At 74.7% G+C, this 22,882-nt stretch carries 23 protein-coding genes and 1 pseudogene; 10 read left to right on the top strand and 14 right to left on the bottom strand.

Features of this window, described 5'->3' with window-relative positions:
* Positions 1 to 3 precede the first annotated feature (3 nt).
* The 4 genes from JKP76_RS12010 to JKP76_RS12025 all read right to left on the bottom strand — a co-directional run bounded on the left by JKP76_RS12010 (position 4) and on the right by JKP76_RS12025 (position 3,981).
* The gene (locus tag JKP76_RS12010) at positions 4 to 837 is read right to left on the bottom strand and encodes an ABC transporter ATP-binding protein (protein ID WP_200491025.1); all 834 of its coding nucleotides are present in this window, start codon (positions 835 to 837) and stop codon (positions 4 to 6) included.
* On the bottom strand, positions 834 to 1,886 hold the full coding sequence (locus tag JKP76_RS12015; protein ID WP_200491026.1) for an iron chelate uptake ABC transporter family permease subunit: 1,053 nt from the start codon (positions 1,884 to 1,886) through the stop codon (positions 834 to 836). The genes JKP76_RS12010 and JKP76_RS12015 overlap by 4 nt, the downstream gene beginning before the upstream one ends.
* Positions 1,883 to 2,866: an iron ABC transporter permease gene (locus JKP76_RS12020; protein ID WP_200491027.1), complete on the bottom strand. Its 984-nt coding sequence runs from the start codon at positions 2,864 to 2,866 to the stop codon at positions 1,883 to 1,885. The genes JKP76_RS12015 and JKP76_RS12020 overlap by 4 nt, the downstream gene beginning before the upstream one ends.
* 95 nt (positions 2,867 to 2,961) lie before the next feature.
* Positions 2,962 to 3,981, bottom strand: a complete 1,020-nt coding sequence (locus JKP76_RS12025) for an iron-siderophore ABC transporter substrate-binding protein (RefSeq protein WP_200491028.1) — start codon at positions 3,979 to 3,981, stop codon at positions 2,962 to 2,964.
* Positions 3,982 to 4,205: 224 nt separating this feature from the next.
* On the opposite strand from JKP76_RS12025, the gene JKP76_RS12030 reads away from it, so the two are divergent.
* Positions 4,206 to 4,436 (top strand): DUF3039 domain-containing protein, encoded by a 231-nt coding sequence (locus JKP76_RS12030; protein ID WP_200491029.1) that lies wholly within the window; start codon positions 4,206 to 4,208, stop codon positions 4,434 to 4,436.
* A 1-nt stretch (position 4,437) separates the two neighbouring features.
* On the opposite strand, the gene JKP76_RS12035 is transcribed toward JKP76_RS12030, so the two are convergent.
* From JKP76_RS12035 to ppgK, 6 genes and pseudogenes are all read right to left on the bottom strand, one after another.
* Entirely contained in the window at positions 4,438 to 5,538 is a 1,101-nt protein-coding gene (locus tag JKP76_RS12035) for a YihY/virulence factor BrkB family protein (RefSeq protein WP_200491030.1), read from the bottom strand.
* Between the two features lie 74 nt (positions 5,539 to 5,612).
* The gene (locus JKP76_RS20960) at positions 5,613 to 6,845 is read right to left on the bottom strand and encodes a VanW family protein (RefSeq protein ID WP_309232930.1); all 1,233 of its coding nucleotides are present in this window, start codon (positions 6,843 to 6,845) and stop codon (positions 5,613 to 5,615) included.
* 124 nt (positions 6,846 to 6,969) lie between these two features.
* Positions 6,970 to 8,154: pseudogene (locus JKP76_RS20965) on the bottom strand (hypothetical protein); the annotation flags it as partial.
* 25 nt (positions 8,155 to 8,179) lie between these two features.
* Complete coding sequence (locus JKP76_RS12045) at positions 8,180 to 8,404, bottom strand: hypothetical protein (RefSeq protein WP_200491031.1); 225 nt, start codon at positions 8,402 to 8,404, stop codon at positions 8,180 to 8,182.
* Positions 8,405 to 9,041: 637 nt separating this feature from the next.
* On the bottom strand, positions 9,042 to 10,400 hold the full coding sequence (locus JKP76_RS12050) for an RNA polymerase sigma factor (protein WP_200491032.1): 1,359 nt from the start codon (positions 10,398 to 10,400) through the stop codon (positions 9,042 to 9,044).
* 236 nt (positions 10,401 to 10,636) lie between these two features.
* The gene (gene ppgK, locus JKP76_RS12055; RefSeq protein WP_200491033.1) at positions 10,637 to 11,380 is read right to left on the bottom strand and encodes a polyphosphate--glucose phosphotransferase; all 744 of its coding nucleotides are present in this window, start codon (positions 11,378 to 11,380) and stop codon (positions 10,637 to 10,639) included.
* Between the two features lie 55 nt (positions 11,381 to 11,435).
* On the opposite strand from ppgK, the gene JKP76_RS12060 reads away from it, so the two are divergent.
* On the top strand, positions 11,436 to 12,263 hold the full coding sequence (locus JKP76_RS12060; protein ID WP_200491034.1) for an inositol monophosphatase family protein: 828 nt from the start codon (positions 11,436 to 11,438) through the stop codon (positions 12,261 to 12,263).
* A 4-nt stretch (positions 12,264 to 12,267) separates the two neighbouring features.
* Here JKP76_RS12060 and JKP76_RS12065 read toward each other — a convergent pair whose 3' ends face one another.
* Both JKP76_RS12065 and JKP76_RS12070 read right to left on the bottom strand, forming a co-directional pair.
* Entirely contained in the window at positions 12,268 to 12,816 is a 549-nt protein-coding gene (locus JKP76_RS12065) for a LytR C-terminal domain-containing protein (RefSeq protein WP_200491035.1), read from the bottom strand.
* Between the two features lie 29 nt (positions 12,817 to 12,845).
* Positions 12,846 to 13,892 carry a phosphotransferase family protein gene (locus JKP76_RS12070; protein WP_200491036.1) on the bottom strand — a complete coding sequence of 349 codons (1,047 nt, stop codon included), beginning with the start codon at positions 13,890 to 13,892 and terminating at the stop codon, positions 12,846 to 12,848.
* 299 nt (positions 13,893 to 14,191) lie between these two features.
* Here JKP76_RS12070 and JKP76_RS12075 point away from each other — a divergent pair, with 299 nt between their 5' ends.
* From JKP76_RS12075 to JKP76_RS12100, 6 genes are all read left to right on the top strand, one after another.
* Complete coding sequence (locus JKP76_RS12075; protein WP_200491037.1) at positions 14,192 to 14,491, top strand: DUF4193 domain-containing protein; 300 nt, start codon at positions 14,192 to 14,194, stop codon at positions 14,489 to 14,491.
* Positions 14,492 to 14,566: 75 nt separating this feature from the next.
* A complete protein-coding gene (locus JKP76_RS12080) occupies positions 14,567 to 15,448 on the top strand; it encodes a hypothetical protein (protein ID WP_200491038.1) in 882 nt (293 codons plus the stop codon).
* Between the two features lie 42 nt (positions 15,449 to 15,490).
* Positions 15,491 to 15,973, top strand: a complete 483-nt coding sequence (gene dut, locus JKP76_RS12085) for a dUTP diphosphatase (RefSeq protein WP_200491039.1) — start codon at positions 15,491 to 15,493, stop codon at positions 15,971 to 15,973.
* Between the two features lies 1 nt (position 15,974).
* Complete coding sequence (locus JKP76_RS12090) at positions 15,975 to 16,745, top strand: DUF3710 domain-containing protein (RefSeq protein ID WP_200491040.1); 771 nt, start codon at positions 15,975 to 15,977, stop codon at positions 16,743 to 16,745.
* Positions 16,742 to 17,119: an OB-fold nucleic acid binding domain-containing protein gene (locus JKP76_RS12095; RefSeq protein WP_200491041.1), complete on the top strand. Its 378-nt coding sequence runs from the start codon at positions 16,742 to 16,744 to the stop codon at positions 17,117 to 17,119. The genes JKP76_RS12090 and JKP76_RS12095 overlap by 4 nt, the downstream gene beginning before the upstream one ends.
* A complete protein-coding gene (locus tag JKP76_RS12100; RefSeq protein ID WP_309229778.1) occupies positions 17,120 to 17,971 on the top strand; it encodes a DUF3159 domain-containing protein in 852 nt (283 codons plus the stop codon).
* 58 nt (positions 17,972 to 18,029) lie between these two features.
* Here the strand turns inward: JKP76_RS12100 and JKP76_RS12105 are convergent, their stop codons facing one another.
* Positions 18,030 to 18,698 carry a TrkA family potassium uptake protein gene (locus JKP76_RS12105; RefSeq protein WP_200491042.1) on the bottom strand — a complete coding sequence of 223 codons (669 nt, stop codon included), beginning with the start codon at positions 18,696 to 18,698 and terminating at the stop codon, positions 18,030 to 18,032.
* Positions 18,698 to 19,366, bottom strand: coding sequence for a TrkA family potassium uptake protein (locus tag JKP76_RS12110; RefSeq protein WP_200491043.1), 669 nt, complete (start codon positions 19,364 to 19,366; stop codon positions 18,698 to 18,700). Before JKP76_RS12110 ends, JKP76_RS12105 begins: the two co-directional genes overlap by 1 nt.
* Before the next feature lie 170 nt (positions 19,367 to 19,536).
* Between JKP76_RS12110 and JKP76_RS12115 the strand changes: the two genes are divergently transcribed.
* Together JKP76_RS12115 and JKP76_RS12120 are read left to right on the top strand one after the other, a co-directional pair.
* Positions 19,537 to 21,564, top strand: a complete 2,028-nt coding sequence (locus JKP76_RS12115) for an APC family permease (protein WP_200491044.1) — start codon at positions 19,537 to 19,539, stop codon at positions 21,562 to 21,564.
* Positions 21,557 to 22,864, top strand: coding sequence for a class I SAM-dependent RNA methyltransferase (locus JKP76_RS12120; protein ID WP_200491045.1), 1,308 nt, complete (start codon positions 21,557 to 21,559; stop codon positions 22,862 to 22,864). Before JKP76_RS12115 ends, JKP76_RS12120 begins: the two co-directional genes overlap by 8 nt.
* Positions 22,865 to 22,882 lie beyond the last annotated feature (18 nt).

Below are 22,882 nucleotides of genomic sequence, written 5' to 3' on the forward strand. Positions count from 1 at the left end.
CGGTCAGACCTCGGCGGCGACCGCTCCCGCGGTGCTGGGCGCGGCGTGGTGCCGGCCGATCGGCAGCACCAGGGGCTTGCCGGACACCGGGTCGACGATCACCCGGCTCGCCAGCCCGAACACCGCGCGCACGCAGTCCTCGGTGAGGACGTCGCCCGGGGCTCCGGCCGCGTGGATCCGCCCGGCCTCGAGCGCCACCAGGTGGTCGGCGTAGCGGGCGGCGAGGTTGAGGTCGTGCAGCACCATGACGATCGTGGTGCCGCGCACCGCGTTGAGGTCGGTGAGCAGGTCGAGCACCTCGACCTGGTGGCTGACGTCGAGGAACGTCGTCGGCTCGTCGAGCAGCAGGACGTCGGTCTGCTGGGCCAGCGCCATGGCGATCCACACCCGCTGGCGCTGCCCGCCGGAGAGCTCGTCGACGGCCCGCTCGGCGAGCTCCGTGGTCTGCGTGGCCTCCAGCGCCGCCGCGACCGCCGCGTCGTCCTCCCGGCTCCACCGGGAGAACACGCCCTGGTGCGGGTGCCGCCCGCGGCCGACCAGGTCGGAGACGGTGATGCCCTCGGGTGCGATCGGCGACTGCGGCAGCAGGCCGAGCGTGCGGGCCAGCTCCTTCGCCGGCATCCGGTGCACCGCGGCGCCGTCGAGCAGCACCCGACCGGCCCGCGGCGCGAGCAGTCGCGACATCGACCGCAGCAGCGTCGACTTCCCCGACGCGTTGGCGCCGACGATCGCGGTGATCCGGCCGGCCGGTACGGCCAGGTCCAGCCCGTCGATCACGGTCCGCTCGCCGTACGCGAGCGTCAGCTCCTCGGCGACGAGCGAGTGCGTGGACGTCATAGCGAGCCTCCGGCCCGGTTGGTGCGGACGATCAGGTAGACCAGGTAGGGCGCGCCCAGCACGCCGGTGACGACGCCGACGGGGAAGCGGGTGTCCAGCGCGAACTGGCCGACCAGGTCGGCCACCAGCACCAGGAGGGCGCCGACCAGCGCGGCCGGCACGAGCAGCGAGCCGTTCGGGCCCACGATCCGTGCCGCGATCGGGCCGGCGAGGAACGAGACGAACGCGATCGGCCCGCACGCGGCGGTGGCGAAGGCGACCAGGCCGACGGCGGCGACGATCGCGATGACCCGCGTCCGCTCCACGCGCACACCCAGCGCGGCGGCGGTGTCGTCACCCAGCTGCAGGGCGGCGAGGTTCCGCGTCTGCCCGAGCAGCACCGGGCCGAGCACGAGCAGGGCGACCAGCGCCGGCCCGACCGTCGTCCACGAGGTGCCGTTCAGGCTGCCGGTCAGCCAGCGCAGCGCCTCCTGGTAGTCCCACTGCCCGGCGCGCGACAGGACGTACTGGATGACGCTGGTGAGCATCGCGCCGACGCCGATGCCGATGAGGATCAGCCGGGTGCCGGCCACCCCGTCCTTGAACGCCAGCGTGTAGATCAGCAGTGCGACGACCAGCGCCGCGACCACCGCCAGCGTCGACACCGAGGTGCCGTCCAGGCCGAGCAGCACGATGCCGACCACGGCCGCGGCGCTCGCACCCGAGCTGATGCCGATGACGTCGGGGCTGGCCAGCGGGTTGCGCAGCATCGTCTGGAAGGTGACGCCGGCCAGCCCGAAGGCGAGCCCGGCGACGACGGCCAGCACGCCGCGCGGCAGCCGCAGCCGGCCGACGGTGAACGAGGCGCCCGGCACCTGCTCGCCCAGGACGACGCGCAGCACGTCGCCCGGCGGGTAGAAGGTACGGCCGACCATGAGAGTGACCGCGAACGCGGCGACCACCAGCACCGCCAGGACGGTGACGACGACCCGGCGGCGCGCCGCGCGGCGGACCCGCTGCCGGGTCACGGCGTCGACGACGGTGGCCGCGGGGGCGACGACGGCGGTCACAGCTCGCGCACCCGCTGCCGGCGCACGACGGCGATGAAGAACGGGGCGCCGACCAGGGCGGTGATGATGCCGACGTCGAGCTCGCCGGGCCGGGCGACGATGCGGCCCAGCACGTCGGAGGCGGTGACCAGGCAGGCCCCGGCGAGGGCGCTGAACGGCAGCAGCCAGCGGTGGTCCACGCCGACGAGCAGCCGGCACAGGTGGGGGACGACCAGGCCGACGAACCAGATCGGGCCGGCGACGGCGGTGGCCGCGCCGCACAGCAGCACGGCGCCCAGGGCGGCCAGGCCGCGGGCGAGGGCCACGCGCTCCCCGAGGCCTGCGGCGAGCTCGTCGCCGAGCGCGAGGGAGTTCAGGCTGCGCGCCGACAGCAGGCTGATGACCAGGCCGACGGCGAGGAACGGCAGCACCGGCGTGATCGTGGAGACGGTCGCGCCGCCGACGCCGCCGACCTGCCAGGACTGCACGTCGGCGGCGATGTCGCCGCGCGGCAGCGCGATGGCGGTGACGAACGACGTCAGGGCGGCCGAGGTGGCGGCTCCGGCCAGCGCCAGCTTGAGCGGGGTGGCGCCGCCGCGGCCCAGCGAGCCGACCGCGTAGACGAACACCGCGGCCAGGGCGGCGCCCGCGATCGCCGTGAAGATCTTGCTGGTCGCGGTGAACAGGCCGAACCAGGCGAGCCCGGCGACGACGGCGAGCGAGGCGCCCATGGTGATGCCGAGGACGCCCGGGTCGGCCAGCGGGTTGCGGGTGACGCCCTGCATCACCGCGCCGGAGAGGCCCAGCGCGGCCCCGACCAGCACCGCGAGGAACGTGCGGGGGATCCGCTTGGTGACCGCCGCCTCCGCGACGGTCTCCTGCGAGCCGCCGAGGGCCGCGACGATGTCGGACCAGCCGACGCCGCGGGAGCCGATGGCGACCGAGGCGGCCATCAGCAGGACGAGGGCCGCCAGGACGACGACCAGCCAGAGGAACCGCACCGACCCCGGGCGCCGCGGGGGAGCGGCGTCCGGGGTCGGGAACGGGGAGGACCGAGGTCACGAGGAGATCGTCACAGCCGTCCGTCGCGGGGCGGTCAGGAGGCCTTGTCGGCGGCCTCGGCGAGCATGCCGACGTAGTCGGCGAGGACCCAGGAGATGGCCAGCGGCGTCGGGTTGGCGGCGGTGCCCAGCGGGGTGTCGGGCAGCAGCACGATCGCGCCGTTCTTGACCGCGGGCATCTGCGAGAGCAGCGGGTCGGCGTTGAGCGCGTCCACCAGCTCCTGGTCGCCGTAGGTGACGATCAGCTCGACGTCGTCCAGGGTGTCGATCTGCTCGGCGCTGATCGAGCCGGAGAACTTCTCCGGGTCGGTCGAGGCGTCCTGCACGCTCGCCGGCGTGGTCAGGCCGAGGTCCTCGAAGAAGGCGCTCCGGGTGTCGTAGGGGGTGTAGAAGCTGACCTCGCTGAGGTCGGTGGTGTCGACGTGGGTGAGGAACATCGTCGCGCGGCCGGCGAGCTGCGGGTACTCGCCCACGGTGTCGGCGATCTCCTGCTCGAGGTCGGCGACCAGCTCCTCGCCCTCGGCGGCCATGCCCATGCCGGCGGAGTTGATCTCGATCATGTCGCGCCACGAGGTGGCCCACGGGCCCTCGGGGTAGGCGATGACCGGCGCGATCTCGCTGAGCGTGTCGTAGTCCTCCTGGGTCAGCCCGGAGTAGCCGGCCAGGATCACGTCGGGCGCGGTGTCGGCGACGGCCTCGAAATCGATGCCGTCGGTCTCGTCGAACAGCACCGGCACGTCGGCGTCGAGCTCCTCGAGGCGCTCGCTGACCCAGGGGAGCAGGCCGTCGCCGTCGTCGTCACCGAAGTTCGCCGCGGCCATGCCGACCGGCACGACGCCGAGGGCCAGCGGCACCTCGTGGTTGGCCCAGGCCACCGTGGCCACGCGCTCGGGCTTCTCGTCGATGGTCGTGGTGCCGAGCGCGTGCTCGATGGTGATCGGCTCGAAGTCGCCGGCGCCCGAGGACGACGCGTCGGCGTCGTCGGAGCAGGCGGCGAGGCCGCCGACCAGGAGGGTGGCGGCGGCCAGAGCGACCAGTCGCGGTGCGCGGTGCATGGTGTCCTTCCAGCGGAGGGCTGCGGGCCGCGCAGCGGCACCGCAGGAGCAGGCCGACCGGGGTGAGGGTCGGCTAAGTGAGGCCCGCCTAACCTAAGTGGCGGGCTCCGGCCGTGTCGATCACGGAACGATCACGATCACCGAGGGTGCTGTCATCATGGACACCGCGCGGCCGCGTCCGGGGACGGGCGACGGCCGGCGAACGGACCACGGAAGGGATCCCGATGAGCAGCAGCGACATCCTCGAGCGGCCCGACGTCCGCGACGCCGACACCGGCAGCGCGAACGAGGTCTTCCACTACGTGCGGAAGAACAAGATCGCCGAGAGCGCGGTGATGGGCACGATGGTCGAGGCCCTGTGCGGCGAGGTCTTCCCGGTGACCAAGAGTCCCAAGCCCGGCAGCCCGGTGTGCCCGGCCTGCAAGGAGATCTACAACCAGCTGAAGAAGGACTGAGCTAGCCGCCGTTCAACCGCCGGGCCTCGGCGGCGAGCTTCGCCTCGCGCCGGGCCCGCCGGCGCGGGTCGTGCCGGCGCAGCGGCGCCGGCCAGCGGGCCTGGATCGTGGCGTTGAGCTCGGCGCCGAGCAGGACCGCCATGCCGAAGAAGAAGCAGAACAGCAGGATGCCGATCGGCGCGGCCAGGGCGCCGTACGGCAGCGCCGCGGTGAGGACGTCGGCGACGTAGGTCCGCAGCACCGTCGCGGCCACCATGAAGAAGCCCAGTGCCAGCACCGCTCCGGGGAGGTGCCGGCTCCACGGCAGCCGGTTGGGCAGTGTCACGTTGTAGAAGCTGGTCAGCGCCAGCAGCAGCCCGACCAGCACCAGCGGCCAGTAGATGCCGTTGACCAGCACGGTCGCCACCGGCTGCCAGTCGGCGGGTAGCAGGTCGACCAGCACGCCGCGGCCGAGCACCAGCAGCGGCAGCGTCAGGACGGCGACGACCATGCCCACGACGAACAGCCACAGCGCCTTGAGCCGGGTGCGGATCGGCCCGCGGACGTCGCGCTGGTCGTAGGCGATCACGGTGGTGTTCATGAAGGTCGCCGTCGCCGAGGAGCCGGCCCAGAGCGAGAGCAGGAAGCCCAGGCTGACGACGTCGAGCCGGCCCGAGCTCAGGATGTCGTTCAGCGTGGGTGCGACCAGGGAGTCGACGACGTCCGGGGTGAGCACCTCGGCGGAGGCGCTGAGCAGGTTGTCCTCGATCTGCCGGACGGCGTCGGCACCGATGACGTCACCGAGGTAGCCCAGCGACCCGAGCAGCCCGATGAGCAGCGGCGGCACCGAGAGGATCTGCCAGAACGCCGCCTCGCCGGACAGCCCGAGGATCCGGTCCTGCCACGCCTTCGCCACCGTGCGACCGAGGACCTCCAGCGGGACGCGCAGGACCGCCGGCCAGGCGGCCAGCCGGCCGCGGGGCTGCCCGACGCGGGTGGCGCCGGTGCCGCCGGGGGGCTGCGCGTCGACGACCGGATCACCGGGCCCCTGCACCTCCCCGGTCGAGCCCGCGGAGCCGCCGGCCTGCGCCGGCGGCGGACCGCTGGGCAGCACGGCGCTCATGCGCCCAGTGTGCACGTCACCGGCCGCGTTGCCGGGCGGTTCCTCGTCGGGAGCCGCCCTCCCGGGGGAGCCGGTCAGCGCACCCGCCGGCCGCCGGGAGCCCGGTCGCCGGGCCGCCGGCCGCCGGGACGCCGCCCGCCCGGGGTGGGTGCGCCCCCGGGCACGGTGCCCTCCGGGCCGGGCGGCGGAACGGTGCCCTCCGGGGGCACGCAGTTGATGACCGCCTCGGCGTTGTAGCGGGTCTGGAAGTCCTCGCGCTTGATCTCGCGGCCGGTCGCGGGGTCCTTGAACACCCGCGTGACGGTGATGTCGAAGCCCGGGACACCGGACTGCCGGGTGCAGTTGCCGTTGTCGACCTTGTCGATGACCGCCGGCTGCCGCGGGTTGCGCCGCTCGCTGCTGATCGACTCGATGTCGTAGCGCTTGGTCCCGTAGAACGTGACGGTCAGCGCCGACGGCGTCCACCGGGTGTCGATGAAGACGCCGGTGTCGCTGTCGTTGCGCCACTGGAGGTCGATCGCGCCCTCGTACACCGTCGCCTCGCGGCCGGCCGGGTAGCGGCTGATGTAGAAGCTGTGCGGCTTGTGGAAGACGTCCTCGAGGCCGGCGAAGAACACCGCGTTGAACATCGTCGTGGCGAACTGGCTGATGCCGCCGCCGACGGCCTTGGACAGCTCCCCGTTCTGGATGACGGCGGCCTCGACGTAGCCCTGCGCCGTGCCCCGCGGGCCGGTGAAGGTGTTCAGGCTGAACGTCTCGCCGGGCAGCACCAGCGCGCCGTCGACCTCCTCGGCCACGACCCGGATGTTCTCGCCGCTGGCGGCGTTGCTGATGTTCGTCGTGAAGCTGCTGATCTCCTCGCGGATGCCCAGTGCCTCGGCCTGCTGCGTGGTGAACTCCGCCGGCACGGGACCCGGCTCGGCGGTCACCGAACGCGGCGCCGGGTCGTCCAGCACGGGCAGCAGCTGCTCGGCGAGGTGCGCCGGGTCGATGCCGGTGCCGTCGACGGAGGGCACGATCTGCACCGAGCCACCGACGACCTCGAAGCGGGCGTCCCGGGCGGGCGTGCCGAACACCGCCAGCTCGTCGCCGAGGGCCTCCTGCAGCGCCACCGGGTCGATGCCGACGTCCAGGGCGCCGTCCTCGGTCGGCGTGAAGGTGAGCGAGGCGGCGATCGCGGTCACCGGCACCTCGGCGGTCTCCCCGTTGCCGGTCACCTCGACGGGGGCGGCCAGCGCCGGCTGCACCGTCCCGGTCAGCACCCGCTCGGCCTCGGGGGTGTCGACGGCGGCGGGCTCGACGCGCACGGGCAGCTCGAGTGCAGCGGCGGGGTCGGCGGTCAGCGCCGCGGTGATGGTCTCCTCGGCCGCCGGCGTCGCGGTCCAGCGTGCGGCCGTCGACCGGCTCGATGACGCGGGCGTCCGTGCCGTCGATCGCGATGGTCGCGTCGGCCGGCGCGCGGTCGACCTGCTCGGCGAACGTCGCCAGCTGCGCCTCGAAGGAGTCCAGGTCGTCGGCGACGGCGGACTCGTCGACGGCGACGACCGGCTCCACCTCGCGGTCGCCGAACAGCGAGGTGAGCCGGGTCCACGGGTTGAGCGGCTGGTCGTCGGCGGCGTCGACGGTCTCCGCGGCGTCCAGGCGGAACCCGGCCCGGCTGGGGGAGAAGACGCCCTCGACGTCGTCGGCCACGACGGGCCGGTCCGCGGTCACCCGGTCGGCGAGCTGCTCGGTGAGCGCGGCCTCGGCGCGGGCGGGGGAGAGGCCGCCGATCTCGACCCCGGCGACCACGGTCGAGCGCGGGACGCTGCCGGAGGAGAGGGCCAGGTCGGCGCCGTACACGGCGGCGAGCAGGACGAGGGCGCCGGCGGGCACGAGCACCGCCGGGCGCCGCCACCGCGGCGTGCGCGAGGTGCCCTCGCCCCCGGCAGGAGGCAGGGCGCCGCCGTGGCCGCTACCGGAGCCGCCCGCGTACGGGGCGTCGTCGGCGTGCGCGGGAACCGCGGCGGGCAGCACACCGGTGGCGTCGTCGGCAATCGGGTCGGGCGACGGCGCGGCCGGGGGGTCGGCCAGCGGGGGAGCCGCAGCCGACGGTGGGGCGGGCGCGTCGCCCAGCTCGACCGGCGCCGTCCGGTGGACCGGGTCGGGCTCGGGCTCCGTGGCGACCTCGGGCTGGGCCGCAGGGATGGGCTCCCCGGTGAGCTCGGCCTGCGCTGCGGCTTCGTCCTCCGCGGCGGCCCGGGGCTCCGCGGCGAGCTCGTCCTCCGCGGGGACCGGGTGCTCCGCTGCGGGGTCGGACTCGGGCGCGCCGCTGAGCCAGTCGCGGGGCACCGGACGGGTGTCGTCGATCGCGCCGCCGTCGGCCGCGAAACCGCTCTGCGGCCCGGGCGTGTCCACGTCGTCGGACGCGGGGCGGGACGCCTCGACGGGCGGCCGGCTGTCCGGGCCGTCCGCGCGCATCCGCACGGTCTCGTCCTGCGCAGGGTGGTGCTGGGTCACGCTGGGTTCCTCCGGTCGCCGTGTACCGGGGGTGCCCGGGAACGACGGAGCCGCCGGTCCCCCCTCCGCCCGGGGCGGGGGAGAGGAGCCGGCGGCGTCGTCGGGTGAGGCTGTCATCGCGGGCGCGACGATAGCCGTTCTCTCACGCAGTTACGCGCTGCTCGCCGTCTGTGTCGATGATGTCGACGGCGATGTCACGGAGCTTGCTCTCGTACTCGCGCGCGTGGTGCCCGCAGAAGACGAGGTCGCTGCCACTGGCGAGAACGACTCGCACCTTGGCCAGAGCCCCACAGCGGTCGCAGTGGAAGGGAACGACGAGGTCATCGGTGGGCGGGGTCGTCGTCAGCGTCTGGGTCATCTGGCTCATCACTCGCTCTCTACCGCACGGATCCGCGGATGCGGATCGGCCTCCTGCACAGCGCCAGGATGGCCCCTCGTGTTCCCGCTCAGCCGGTGGCGAACCCGGACTCGCAGATCGAGATGAGTCCGTGATGTGCCGTGGGGAGTGCGGGTTCAGCAGGGGACGTCACTGGGGTGGAACCGGTCGTGCTGGTGCTGGTCTCGCATGCCGTCCCGGTCGGGTGACCGGGGCGGCCGTGGGTCCGCTGCTGTCTTGACGCCCCCCACGCTACGCGGTCTGCCCGCGGCGTGCTGCTGTGACACTGCGGTCCTCCGGACCGCACCGCGGCCAATTGCCGTCCCCCCGCTGCCACGAGCGCGTCCGTCGCGCCTGCGCGGGACCCTCCGGGCCCCACTCGGCACGACACGACTGCACCGCGGCCAGGAGCCGTCCCCCCGCTGCCACGAGCGCGTCCGTCGCGCCTGCGCGGGACCCTCCGGGCCCCACTCGGCACGACACGACTGCACCGCGGCCAGGGAGCCGTCCCCCCGCTGCGACACGCCCCCGCCGAGTTCGACGAACTGGTGGCGATCAGCGCCTGATGACCACGAGTTCGTCGCATTCGCCGTCGGGCGCCGCTGGCCGCGCTGACGTCCGGAGGACGTCAGTCGAGGTAATCCCGCAGGACCTGGCTGCGGCTGGGGTGGCGCAGCTTGGACATCGTCTTGGACTCGATCTGGCGGATCCGCTCGCGGGTCACGCCGTAGACCTGGCCGATCTCGTCGAGGGTGCGCGGCTGGCCGTCGGTGAGGCCGAAGCGCAGCCGGACGACGCCGGCCTCCCGCTCGGACAGGGTCTGCAGGACGCTGGTCAGCTGGTCCTGCATGAGCGTGAAGCTCACCGCGTCGACGGCGACGACGGCCTCGGAGTCCTCGATGAAGTCACCGAGCTGGCTGTCGCCCTCGTCGCCGATGGTCTGGTCCAGGCTGATCGGCTCCCGGGCGTACTGCTGGATCTCCAGCACCTTCTCCGGGGTGATGTCCATCTCCTTGGCCAGCTCCTCCGGGGTGGGCTCGCGGCCCAGGTCCTGGAGCAGCTCGCGCTGGATGCGGCCGAGCTTGTTGATGACCTCGACCATGTGCACCGGGATGCGGATGGTGCGCGCCTGATCGGCCATGGCGCGCGTGATGGCCTGCCGGATCCACCAGGTGGCGTAGGTCGAGAACTTGTAGCCCTTGGTGTAGTCGAATTTCTCGACGGCGCGGATGAGGCCGAGGTTGCCCTCCTGGATGAGGTCCAGGAACGCCATGCCGCGGCCGGTGTAGCGCTTGGCGAGGGAGACCACCAGGCGCAGGTTGGCCTCGAGCAGGTGGTTCTTGGCCCGCTCGCCGTCGCGGACGATCCAGTTGAGGTCGCGGCGCATCTGCGGGGTGAGCTTGATGCCCTCGTCCTCGACCTGGCGCAGCCGCTCGGAGCCGTAGAGACCGGCCTCGATCCGCTTGGCGAGGTCGACCTCCTCCTCGGCGTTGAGCAGCGCGACCTTGCCGATCTGCTTGAGGTAGGCGCGGACCGAGTCGGCCGAGGCGGTGAGCTCGGCGTCCTTGCGGGCCTGCCGCAGCGCCTCGGACTCCTCCTCCTCGTCCCACTCGAAGTCACCGCTGCCCGGCTCGGCCGCCTCGTCCTCGGCGGGTGCGACCTCGACGCCGTCCTTGCCGGTCATGACCGTCTCGTCGAGGGTCAGCCCCTCGGAGCCGGCGTCGACCACGGCGACCGTCGTCCCGTCCCGGGCCACGGCGGTCAGCACCGTGCCCTCGCCGGCGGTGGTGGAGGAGGCGATCGCCGGCTTGGCCTTGCCCGTGCCGGCCGCCTTCGCGGGCTTCTTCGCCGCCGGCTTCTTCGCCGCTGCCCCGTTCGCCGGGACCGCGGCGGTGGCCCTCGGGGCGCGGGCGCCGGCGGCCACGGTCCTGGACCGCTTCGGGGTGCTCGCGTCGGCGGCTTCCGGTGCTGGCTGGTCGGCGGGCACTCAGGTTCCTTCCCGGGGTGGGGACGAACGCCGGGCGGGCCGCGGTGGTCCTCCCGGGTAGCGACCCCGGCACACGCGCTCCGGCAGCAGGGATCACGGTCGACCTGCGCGGCGTTTGACCGCTGGCCGGCCGGGGGATCCCTCCCGGCTGGAGTGCAGCGGGCTGGGGCGTGACCATTGTAACGACGGACCACCGCGTTTCCACCGTCCCGCGGCCGTCGTCCTGACCAGCGCGGTCAGCCCTCGGGCCGCTCGTGCGCCGCCAATGCGGCCCCGACGATGCCGGCGTCGTTCTGCAGCTGCGCCGGCACGACCGGTGTCCGGGTGCTCAGCAGCGGCACCCACTTGTGCGCCTTCCTGCTGACCCCGCCGCCGACGATGATCAGGTCCGGCCAGAGCCCGGCCTCGAGCACGTCGAGGTAGCGATCGACCCGGGCGGCCCACTCGGGGTAGCCCAGCCCCTCGCGCTCCCGCGCCGACGCAGCGGCCCGGCGCTCGCCGTCCTCGCCGTCGACCTGGATGTGACCGAACTCGGTGTTGGGCACCAGGTGCCCGTCGACGAACAGCGCGCTGCCGATCCCGGTGCCGAACGTCAGCATGAGGACGACGCCGGCGCGGTCGCGGCCCGCGCCGTAGCGCATCTCGGCGATCCCGGCGGCGTCGGCGTCGTTGAGCGTCTCGACCGTCCCGGGCACGTGCGCGCCGAGACCGGCGTCCACGTCGGTGCCGATCCAGCTCTCGTCCACGTTGGCCGCGGTGTGCGCCACGCCCTGCTTCATCACGCCGGGGAACGTGACGCCGATCCGCCCGGTCCAGCCGAAGGAGTCCACGATCCGCCCGACGACGCCGTAGACCGGTTCGGGGAGCGCGGGCTGCGGGGTCTCGATGCGCACCCGTTCGCCGATCAGCTGCCCCTTCTCGAGGTCCACCAGGCATCCCTTGATGCCGCTGCCGCCGATGTCCACCCCGAAGCCCTGCATCGGCTCAGGCTAGTGAGGGACCCCGCGGGCCGCCCGGGTGCGCGATCATCGGCGGGTGACCGCCACCGCACCCGACCCCACCGCCCTGCTGGCGCTGGCCGTGGCCACGGCCCGGGAGGCCGCGGAGCTGGTCCGCTCCGGGCGGGCCGGCGCGGCCGACGACGTGGCCGTCAAGTCCAGCCCCGTCGACGTCGTGACCGCCGTGGACACCGCCAGCGAGCACCTGATCGTGGGGCGGCTGCTCGGCGCCCGGCCGGACGACGGCGTGCTGGGGGAGGAGGGCGCCGAGCGGAGCGGGACGACCGGCGTCCGCTGGGTGGTCGACCCGATCGACGGCACCGTCAACTTCCTCTACGACCTGCCCGCGTACGCGGTCTCCATCGCCGCGGAGGTCGACGGCGTGGTCCGCGCCGGCGTCGTCCTCAACGCTGCCACCGGCGAGCTGTTCACCGCGGTCACCGGCGGCGGGGCGTTCCTGGCCACCCCGGCGGCGCCCGAACCGGTCCGGCTGACCGCCAGCGGGGCGGGAGTGCTCGACCAGAGCCTCGTGGCGACCGGCTTCGGCTACCGCGCCGAGCAGCGCCGGGCGCAGGGGGCCGTCGTCGCCGAGCTGCTCCCGCGGGTGCGCGACATCCGCCGGCACGGCAGCGCAGCACTCGACCTCTGCTCGGTCGCCGCGGGGCGGATCGACGCCTACTACGAGTCCGGGCTCAACCCCTGGGACCACGCCGCCGGCGCGCTGATCGCGGCCGAGGCGGGCGCGGTGGTCACCGGGCTGCGCGGGCGAGCGGTCGGGGATCCGATGGTCGTGGCCGCCGCCCCGGGGATCGCCGCGGCGTTCCTGGACCTGCTGGGCGAGCTGCACCCGGACCCGGGGAGCTGACCGCTCAGCAGTCGGCCGCGGCCTCCTCGGCCGGGGCGAGCGCCGCGGTGACGGCGTCGTCGGAGGCCAGGCTCTCGCCGATCACGAACTCCGGGCCGAGGACGAGGTCGACCTGCTGGGTGGCCCGGACGTCCTGGTACAGCTCGGCGCCGGGCAGGTACAGCGCCACGAAGGCCGCCGTCCCCTTGCCGCTGGGGCCGTGCCGCACCTCGCCCACGCCGGTGACCTCGCGGCCGGAGTTGTCGTTGGCGATCTCGGCGATCGTGAACCCGCGGGCGCCCAGGTCGTCGGCGACGGACTGGGCCAGGCCGCCCTGGTCGGAGGCGTTGTAGACCCGCACCGACACCGTCGCCGGGTCCAGGGCTTGCGGCGCGGCCTCCGCCTCGGCGCAGGCCGCGTCCTTCTCGGCCCGCAGCTCGGCGTCCTGGCGGAAGACGTTCCACCAGACGCCGCCGGCGACCAGCGCCAGCACCAGCAGGAAGACGATCGGCGGCAGGGGGCGGCGCCCGCTGCGCGTGCGCACCGCGGGTGCCTCGGTGCGCAGCGTCGTCACGCCCGCGAGCTTAGGGCCGGACCGGCGGGCTAGATGGCACCGTCCTCGAGCGCGGCGCGTCCCAGCTCGACGACCGGGTCGATGCGCTCGGCGTAGCCGCTGGTGTTCTTCCCGGCCATCGCACCCGCGGCCGAGCGGGCCACGATGCCGGCGATGATCGCGGCGAACTTGAAGAACGCGAAGCCGACGTACCAGTTCAGGTCGCCCAGGTCGGTGCCCGTCCGCTGGGCGTAGCGCTCCGCCGCCTCGAGGCGGGTCGGGAAGCCGGGCAGCGTGGTCAGCGAGCTCTGCGTCGAGGCGCGCTCCTCACCGGCCTGCGGCCAGTAGACGAACATCATCCCGATGTCGGTGAGCGGGTCGCCCAGCGTCGACATCTCCCAGTCCAGGACGGCCTTGATCCGGCCGGGCGCGGCCGGGTCGAGCAGGCAGTTGTCCAGCCGGTAGTCGCCGTGCACGATGCTCGACCGCTGCGTGGCGGGCACGGTCTCGGCCAGCCGGGCGGCGAGCGCGTCGAGCTGCGGGCGGTCCCGGTCGCGGGTGGCGTCCCACTGCTTGGTCCAGCGGCGCACCTGGCGGGCGGCGAAGCCCTCGGGGCGGCCGAAGTCGCCCAGGCCCACGGCCTCGTGGTCGACGGAGTGCAGGTCGGCCAGCACGTCGATGAGGCCCTCGCCGATCGCGCGGCGCTGCTCGGGCTCGTCGGCGTACCCGGGCGGGAAGGAGCTGACGGCGTGGATGCCGACGACGCGCTCCATGACGTAGAAGGGCGCGCCCAGCACCGACTCGTCGGTGCACAGGTGCAGCGTGCGGGGGACCGGCACGGCCGTCCCGTCCAGCGCGGAGATCACCTTGTGCTCGCGGACCATGTCGTGGGCGGTCGCCAGCACCGCGCCCGTCGGGGGCCGCCGGAGGATCACGGCGTCGTCCTCGGAGCCGCCCTGCGGTGTCACGACGTACGTGAGGTTGGACATACCGGCTGCGATGAGGTCGACGGTCACCTCCTGCCACCGCTGGTCGCCCAGCGCACGCGCCAGGTAGGGGCCCACGACGGTCGGATCAGCACCCACAGGAGTCGCCACGGCGGCAGGGTAACCTCTGGCGCTCCGCCGTCCGGAGGCCCGTCCGCGGGTCCGAGGTGTCGCCCGAGAGCCCGCGGGCACAAACCGAGCCCCTGCGGCGTTGGGCGGCTGCCGGTCCCATCCGTCGTCCTCGCGGACGGCAGGGACCGGCGCGAAGCAGAGCGTCCCGCCCGCGGGGCCCTGCCCACGGACACCCCGATCGCCCACCGGCGACCGGCCGAGACGACGGCGCCCATCCGGCACCGCGTCAGCACAAGCGGGCACCGACCGCCCGCGAGAACAACGAGGAGGGGCACCCCATGGCCACCGACTACGACGCCCCGCGCCGCAACGAGGCCGACGAGCTCGGCGAGGACTCGCTCGAGGAGCTCAAGGCCCGGCGCGCCGAGGCCCAGTCCTCGTCCGTCGACGTCGACGAGACCGACTTCAACGAGAACCTCGAGCTCCCCGGCGCGGACCTCTCGAACGAGGAGCTCACCGTCCGCGTGCTGCCCAAGCAGGAGGACGAGTTCACCTGCTCGCGCTGCTTCCTGGTGCAGCACCGCAGCCGGCTCGCCGCGACCAAGGGCAACGACCTGTACTGCCGCGACTGCGCCTGATCGACGCCTGATCGAGATGCCTCCCGCCCCCGCCGTCCGCGCCGGGGGCCGGGAGGACTGCGGGGAGAGGGGCCCATGACCGAGCACTCCGCGCGCACCGGCGCGCTCCGCGACGTCCCGGCACCCCGGCCCGTCGCGCCTCCGCCGGCGCCGGTCGAGGAGACCGGGCTCGGGCGGGCGGCCCGCGCGGTCGCCGACGCCGTCACCGGCCTCGTGGGCGGCACTGGGGCCGCCGAGGGCCCGGCGGCGGGGGAGGCGCCCCCTCGGACCGGGCTGCGCGACGTGCTCGGTGCGGTCGCCACGGCCGTCGGCGCCGCCGTCGGCGGGAACCGCGCCGCCGACCCGCCACCTCCGCCGGACGCCGACCCGCCGGCCGAGCCGGGCCGCTCGCCCGGCGCCGTGCTCGGGGACCTGCTGTCGGCGGCCGCGCCCCGGCTGCCGGTCCGCGATCGCGCCCGGTTGCGCGCCGCGCACCCCGGCGCGTCCGACGCGGAGATCGCCGACGCGCTCATCGCGCGGGCGGCCCGGCTCACCGCCGGGATCGGCGCGGCCACCGGCGGGCTGTCCGCGGCGCACTGGTTCGCGCCGCCGTCGCTGCTCGCCGTCCCGCTCGAGCTGGGGGCGGAGACCGTCCTCACCGCGGCGGTCGAGGTGGTGCTCATCGGCGAGCTGCACGAGCTGCACGGCCGGCCCGCACCCGGCGACGCCCGCGCCCGCGGAGCGGCCTACCTGTCCAGCTGGTCGGCGCAGCGGTCCGTGCAGACCGCGGGGCTCGGCTCCGTGCTGGGTGCCGCCGGGCTGCGTGCCCTGCGCCGCCGGATGGGCCGCCGCCTGGTCAGGACCGTGCCGACCGCGGCCCCGCTGCTCCTGGGTGCCGCGCTGGCCGGGCGCGGCAACCGCCGCGCCACCGAGACGCTGGCGGCCAGGGTGCTGCGGGACCTGCGCGGCGGGACCTGAGCCGGGCGTACCGGGCCCGGCGTCGTGGGTAGGGTCGCCGACGTGCCCGACGCCCCCTCGTCCGACCTGGACGTGCCGGTCTCGTTGCTGTCCCCCGAGGGCACCGTGCCGCGCTACGCGTTGCCCGGCGACGCCGGCGCCGACCTCACCCTCGCCGAGGACGTCGAGCTGGCGCCGCTCCAGCGCGCGCTCGTCGGCACCGGCGTGGCCGTGGCCATCCCCGAGGGCTACGCCGGGTTCGTGCACCCGCGCTCCGGGCTGGCCCACCGCCTCGGCCTGAGCCTGGTGAACGCGCCGGGGACGATCGACGCCGGCTACCGGGGCGAGATCAAGGTGAACCTGGTCAACCTGGACCCCACCGCGACGCTGACCCTCCGGCGCGGTGACCGCGTGGCCCAGCTGGTGGTGCAGCCGGTTGTCCGGGCCCGGTTCGTGCCGGTGGACGAGCTCCCCGGCAGCGAGCGGGGAGCGGGCGGGCACGGCTCGACGGGGATCGCGACCACGGTGGACGAGGAGCAGGGCTGACATGCCGTTCGGACGACGACGCAACCGGATCGACCGCAGCCTGCGCGAACGCGGCGTGCCGCCGGAGCCGCAGGTGCGCGAGCGGGACGTGCAGGCGACCAGCGGGCCGTGGGACGTCACCGACGCCCCGGACGACGGCCTGCCCCGGCTGGACCTGGGCGCGCTGCGGCTGCCCGCCCGCCCCGGCATGGAGCTGCGGGTGGACCTGAACCCGCAGGGCCAGGTGGTCGGCGCGACGCTGCGCTCGGGCGACTCGCTGCTCCAGGTCGCCGCCTTCGCCGCCCCGCGCGCCGCGGGCATCTGGGACGACGTCCGCCAGGAGATCGCCACGACCGCCTCCGGTCAGGGCGCGTCCCTGCGCGAGGTCGACGGCCCGTTCGGCCGGGAGCTCGCGGGCACCGTCGTCGCCGCGCCCCCGGCGCAGCCCGGCCAGCCTGCGCCGGAGCCCACCCGCCGCGCGGCGCGCTTCCTCGGCGTCGACGGCCCGCGCTGGTTCCTGCGCGGCACCATGAGCGGCTCGGCCGCGGAAGGGCCCGAGGCGGCCGCCGCGCTCGAGGAGGCGTTCCGCGCCATCGTCGTCGTCCGCGGGTCCGAGCCGATGCCGGTGCGCGAGGCGCTGCCGCTCACGCTGCCGGCCGAGGCCGCCGCGCGGGTCGCCGCCCAGCAGCAGGCGGCCGCCGGGGGCGCGGCGGCGACCCCGCCGCGGACACCCCCCGCCGGGGGGAGCGGCGCCGCCGCCCCCGCCCCGGGCCGAACTACCCTGGAACCGTGACCGAGACCCGTCCGGTCGGCTGGCTGTCGCGCACCCTGCAGCGGCTGACGGCCGACGACCACAGCATCGACGCCGAGGAGTTGCGCGCCGAAGCCGCCAGCGCCGGCTGCGAGCCGCTCAGCTCCTGCCGCAAGGGTGAGGTCGTGACGGTGACCGGCCGGCTGAAGGCGGTCGTCTACACGCCCCGCGAGACGGTGCCCACGCTCGAGGCGGAGCTGTTCGACGGCTCCGGCTCGGTCACGCTGGTCTGGCTGGGCCGCCGGCGGATCGCCGGCATCGAGCCGGGCCGCACGCTCACCGCGCGCGGCCGGTTCGCCGCCTTCGACGGCAAGCGGGTCATCTACAACCCCTGGTACGAGCTCGGCTCCTGCTGAGTGAGCACGACGGGCTCGGACGGCGCACCGCCGTCCCCTGACGACGACGGGCGTTCGGTCGTCTTCGACCGGCACCTGGTGCTCGAGCAGCTCGGTGGCTGGCGCGGCATGGTCGACGCGACCGTGCCGACCATCGCCTTCATCGTCGCCAACGGCATCGGCGGGCTGCGGACGGGGATCTGGGCCGCGCTGGGCACCGCCGTGCTGGTCTTCGCGCTCCGGCTGGCCCGCCGGGAGAGCGTGCAGCAGGCGGTCAGCGGTCTGTTCGCCGTCGGTATCGCGGTTGCCATCGCGGCCGTCACCGGCCAGGCGCGCGACTTCTACGTCCCGGGCATCCTGCGCAACGCCGTCCTCACCCTGGTGCTGCTGGGCTCGGTGGCCCTCCGCCGGCCGCTGGTCGGCGTCGTCGCCGAGTTCCTGTCACCCAGCCACCTGGGCGCCATGGCCGCCCCCGGCTCGGCGTTCCCCGGCATGCGCGGCCGGGTGGACAGCGCCCGGGCGGCGGCGCAGGCCGCCGAACGCGATCCCGGCACCGGCCGGCGCGCGCCCGACCCCGAGCCCGAGCGCCCCTGGCGCGAGGACCCGCGGCTGCTGCGCGCCTACGGCTGGCTCACGGTGCTGTGGGCCGCGGTGTTCCTGCTCCGGGCGGGCGTCCAGGGCTACCTGTACCTGCGGAGCGAGGACGGCGACGCCACCGACCTGGGCATCGTGTCGCTGCTGCTCGGCGTCCCGGTGACCGCCGTCGAGGTCGTGGTGACGCTGTGGGTCGTCGCCCGGCTGCACCGGCACCGCGCCCCGAGCGGACCGGACGAGGACCCGCAGGCCGACCCGGAGGAGCACCCGGCCGCCTGAGGCGTGGGTTCTCGCGCCTGGCGTTCTGCCCGCGGGGGCGGGCAGAACGCACCTGCCCTCAGGCGGTGCGGTCGGGGGCGAAGACGGCCGTGAGCTGCTCCTCGACGTCGGCGTGGGTGATGAACAGCAGCTCGTCCCCGGCCTCCAGCGGCTCGTCGGGGGACGGCGTGATGACCCGCTCGCCGCGCAGCACGGCGCTGAGCACCGTCTCGCGGGGGAGCGGCACCTCGCGCAGCGGCCGGCCCACCCACGGGGTGTCCTCGGCGAGGGTGATCTCGACCAGGTTGGCCGCGCCCTTGCGGAAGCTCATCAGCCGGACGACGTCGCCGACGGTGACCGCCTCCTCGACCAGCGCCGCGAGCACGCGCGGGGTGGAGACGGCGACGTCGACGCCCCACGCCTCGGTGTACAGCCACTCGTTGCGGGGGTCCTTGACCCGGGCGACGACGCGGTTGACCGCGAACTCCGTCTTGGCCAGCAGCGAGACGACCAGGTTGGCCTTGTCGTCACCGGTGGCGGCGACGACGACGTCGCAGGTGGCCAGCTGGGCCTCCTCGAGCGAGGAGACCTCGCACGCGTCGGCCTGCACCCACTCGGCGCCGGGCACCGAGCGGGTGCGCACCTTGCGGCCGTCCTTCTCGATGAGCATGACCGCGTGCCCGTTGCCCAGCAGCTCGCCGGCGATCGACCGGCCGACGGCGCCGGCGCCCACGATGGCGACCCGCATCAGTGCTCAGCTCCCTGGGGGCCGCGCTCGACGACGTCGTGCACGCGGCCGGTGATCTCGTCGGTGACGGCGACGACGAGCTGGTCGCCGTCCTGCAGCACGGTCGCGGCCGTCGGCAGCTGGGACTCCCCGAAGCGGACCACCCACGCCGCGCGGGCGCCGGTGGCGGCCTCCAGGTCGGTCAGCCGCCGGCCGACCCACCCGTCGCTGATGCTGACCCGCATCAGCGAGACCTTGCCGGTGGGCTCGCGCCACAGCTCGCTGACCTTGACCGAGAGCAGCTCCCGCATCAGCCGGTTCACCGTCCACGGCACGGTCGCGACGCTGGGGATGCCCATCCGCTCGTAGACCTCGGCGCGCTTGGAGTCGTAGATGCGGGCCACGACGTGCTGGACGCCGAAGGTCTCGCGGGCCACGCGCGCGCTGATGATGTTCGAGTTGTCCCCGCTGCTGACCGCGGCGAACGCACCGGCGGAGTCGATGCCGGCGTCCAGCAGCGTCTGCCGGTCGAAGCCCAGCCCGGTGACCTGCCGGCCGCCGAAGTCGGGGCCGAGCCGGCGGAACGCGGCGGGATCCTGGTCGATCACCGCGACGCTGTGCCCGACCTCCTCGAGCCGGCGGGCGACTTCCGAGCCGACCCGACCGCAGCCCATGACGACCACGTGCACGTGACGCTCCCAGCGACGGTGTCGCGCGGGCGGCCGTCCGCCCGCGCATCGGGCGCGAAGCTACACCCGCCGGACGTGCCGGCCCGCCCGAGACCGGCGGGTTCCCCCCGTGATCAGGAGTACAGCCCGGCGGCCGTCGCGCACCCGTCGCGCTCCGTACGATCGCCGCCGTGCCCACGCTGTCCGACCTCGGACACCTCCCGAAACGACTCGTGCTGGGGCGCGCCGTGCGCACCGACCGGCTGGGCGAGTCCCTGCTGCCGAAGCGCTACGCGCTGCCCATCTTCGCCAGCGACCCGCTCTCCTCCGTGGCGTACGCGACGCAGGAGATCCTCATCGTCCTGACGCTGGCCGGGACGGCGTTCCTGTACCTGGCGCCGTGGCTGGCGATCGGCGTGGTGCTGCTCCTGGGGACCGTCGTCCTCAGCTACCGGCAGGTGGTGCGCGCCTACCCGTCGGGCGGCGGCGACTACGAGGTCGCGATGAAGAACCACGGGCAGTTCGCCGCGCTGGTGGTGGCCAGCGCGCTGCTGGTGGACTACGTGATGACCGTGGCCGTCTCGGTCTCGGCCGGTACGGACAACATCATCTCGGCGTTCCCGGAGCTGAACGAGCACCGGGTGGCCATCGCCCTCGGCCTGGTGGCGTTGCTGGCGGCGGCCAACCTCCGCGGCCTCCGGGAGTCCGGCAAGGCCTTCGCCGCTCCGACCTACCTGTTCGTCGCCGGCATCGGGGTGCTGATCGTGACCGGGTTCGTGCGGTGGTTCGCCACCGACGGCGGCCTGGTGTCCGAGACCGCGCAGTACACCATCACGCCGGAGCCCGAGTACCAGAACATGGCCGGGCTGGCGCTGCTGTTCTTCGCGCTGCGGGCCTTCGCGTCGGGGTGCACCGCCCTGACCGGCGTCGAGGCGATCGCCAACGGCGTCCCCGCCTTCAAGCCCCCGAAGAGCCGGAACGCGGCCACCACCCTGGCCCTCATGGGTGGCATCGCCGCCGCGATGTTCGCCGGGGTGACCGCGCTGGCGCTGCTGGCCGACGTCAAGTACGTCGAGCACGCCTGCGACCTGGAGGGGTTCGCGAACTGCGAGACCGAGCCCCAGCGGACCGTCATCGCGCAGCTCGCCGCGGCCGTGTTCGGCGGCGACACGTCGATCGGCTTCTTCTACATCCAGGCCGCCACCGCGCTGGTGCTGATCCTCGCCGCGAACACCGCCTTCAACGGCTTCCCGCTGCTGGGCTCGGTCCTGGCCCAGGACCGCTTCATGCCGCGGCAGCTGCACACCCGCGGCGACAAGCTGGTGTTCAGCAACGGGATCCTGCTGCTCGCCGGGTTCGCCGGGCTGCTCATCGTGGCCTTCGACGCCGACGTCACCCGGCTGATCCAGCTCTACATCATCGGCGTCTTCACCAGCTTCACCATCGGGCAGTGGGGGATGGTCCGGCACTGGAACCGGGAGATGCGCGGCGCCTCCGACCCCGCCGACCGCCGCCGCATGCGGCGGTCCCAGGTCATCAACTTCCTGGGCGGGAGCCTCACCACCGTCGTCCTGGCGATCATCGTGCTCACCAAGTTCACGCACGGCGCCTGGCTGGTCCTCGTGGCCATGCCGATCCTGTTCGTGCTGATGAAGTCCATCAACAAGCACTACTCGCACGTCTCCGACCAGCTCGTCCCCGACACCGACGCGCGGATGCTGCCCAGCAAGGTGCACGCCGTCGTCCTGGTGTCCAAGGTGCACAAGCCGACGCTGCGCGCGCTGGCCTTCGCCCGGGCCACGCGGCCCGACGAGCTGACCGCCCTGACGGTCAACGTGGACGACGACGACACCCGCAGGCTGCAGGCGGACTGGGAGCGCTTCGACATCCCGGTGCCGCTGACCGTGGTCGAGTCGCCGTACCGGGAGATCACCCGGCCGGTCGTCGAGTTCGTCAAGGGCATCCGCCGGGGGAGCCCGCGCGAGCTCATCGTGGTGTTCGTGCCGCAGTACGTCGTCGGCCACTGGTGGGAGAACGCGCTGCACAACCAGAGCGCGCTGCGGCTGCGGGCCCGGCTGCAGTTCCAGCCCGGCGTCATGATCACGACCGTCCCGTGGCAGCTCGAGAGCTCCCTGGGCCGCGAGGCCGCGGACGGTCCGGCGCCGGGTGACCTCCGCCGCGGCGTGACCGACGACCCCGAGGTGACGCCGTATGGCTGAGCGCCGCGGACGCCGCCCGGCCCGCCCCACCCGTTCCGACGCGCCCCGTCCCGACCGCGGGGGCGGCTGGACCGGCACCGAGTTCGAGGTGACCGTCGGCCCCGTCGCGCACGGCGGGCACTGCGTGGCCCGGCACGAGGGCCGGGTCGTCTTCGTCCGGCACAGCCTGCCCGGCGAGCGGGTCGTCGTGCGGGTGACCGAGGACCGGCACCTCGGCTTCTGCCGCGCCGACGCGATCGAGGTGCTCGAGGCCGCCCCGGCCCGCGTCGAGCGGCCCTGCCCGTACAGCGGGCCCGGGCGCTGCGGCGGCTGCGACTGGCAGCACGTCGACCCCGCCGAGCAGCGCCGGCTCAAGGCCGCGGTGGTCCGCGAGCAGCTGGCCCGGCTGGCCCGGCTCGAGGACGTCGACGTGACCGTGGAGGAGCTCCCCGGCGGTCCGCTGCGCTGGCGCTCCCGCGCCCGCTTCGCCGTCGACCGCACCGGCGCGCCCGGGCTGCGGCGGCACCGCTCGCACGACGTCGTCGTCCTCGACGACTGCCCGATCACCGTGGAGCCGGCCGCGCAGGCCGTGCTGGGCCGCTCCTGGCCGGGCGCCGGCGCCGTCGACGTGTCGATCGACTCGACGGGGGCGGTGACCACCAGCCGGCTGGACCGGGCCGGGCGGACGACGTCGAGCCGGGTCGTCCGGCCCGGTGGCGAGCTGCCCGAGGAGCCCGCCACCCGCGCCGAGCGGCGTGCCGGTGGCCGCGACTGGGAGGTCGAGGGCACCGGTTTCTGGCAGGTGCACCCCGCCGCCGCCGATGCGCTCGTCGGGGCGGTCGCGGAGTTCGCCGCCGTCCGGCCGGGTGAGACGGTGCTCGACCTGTACGCGGGCGCGGGCCTGTTCGGCGGCGCGCTGGCGCCGGTCGTGGGGGAGACCGGGCGGGTGGTCTGCGTGGAGTCCGACCCGGGCGCCTGCGCCGCGGCCGACGCCAACCTGGCGGACCTGCCGCACGCCGAGGTCTGGCAGGGCGAGGTCGACGCCGAGGGGCTGCGCGAGCTGCTCGACGAGCTCGGCGGCCCACCGGACGTCGTCGTCCTCGATCCGCCGCGCGCCGGCGCCGGGACGGCGGTGAGCCGGCTGCTGGCCGGCACCGGCGCCCGGGCGGTCGTCTACGTGGCCTGCGACCCCGCCGCCCTGGCGCGCGACGTGGCCGCCTTCGGCGAGGCCGGCTACCGGCTGGCCGGCATCCGCGGGTTCGACGCCTTCCCCATGACCGCGCACGTTGAGTGCGTCGCACTCCTGGTGCCGGGGGCGTAGTGCCGCGGACGCCGGGTA

The organism is Blastococcus sp. TML/C7B, from assembly GCF_016612845.1.
Taxonomy (GTDB): Bacteria; Actinomycetota; Actinomycetes; order Mycobacteriales; family Geodermatophilaceae; genus Blastococcus.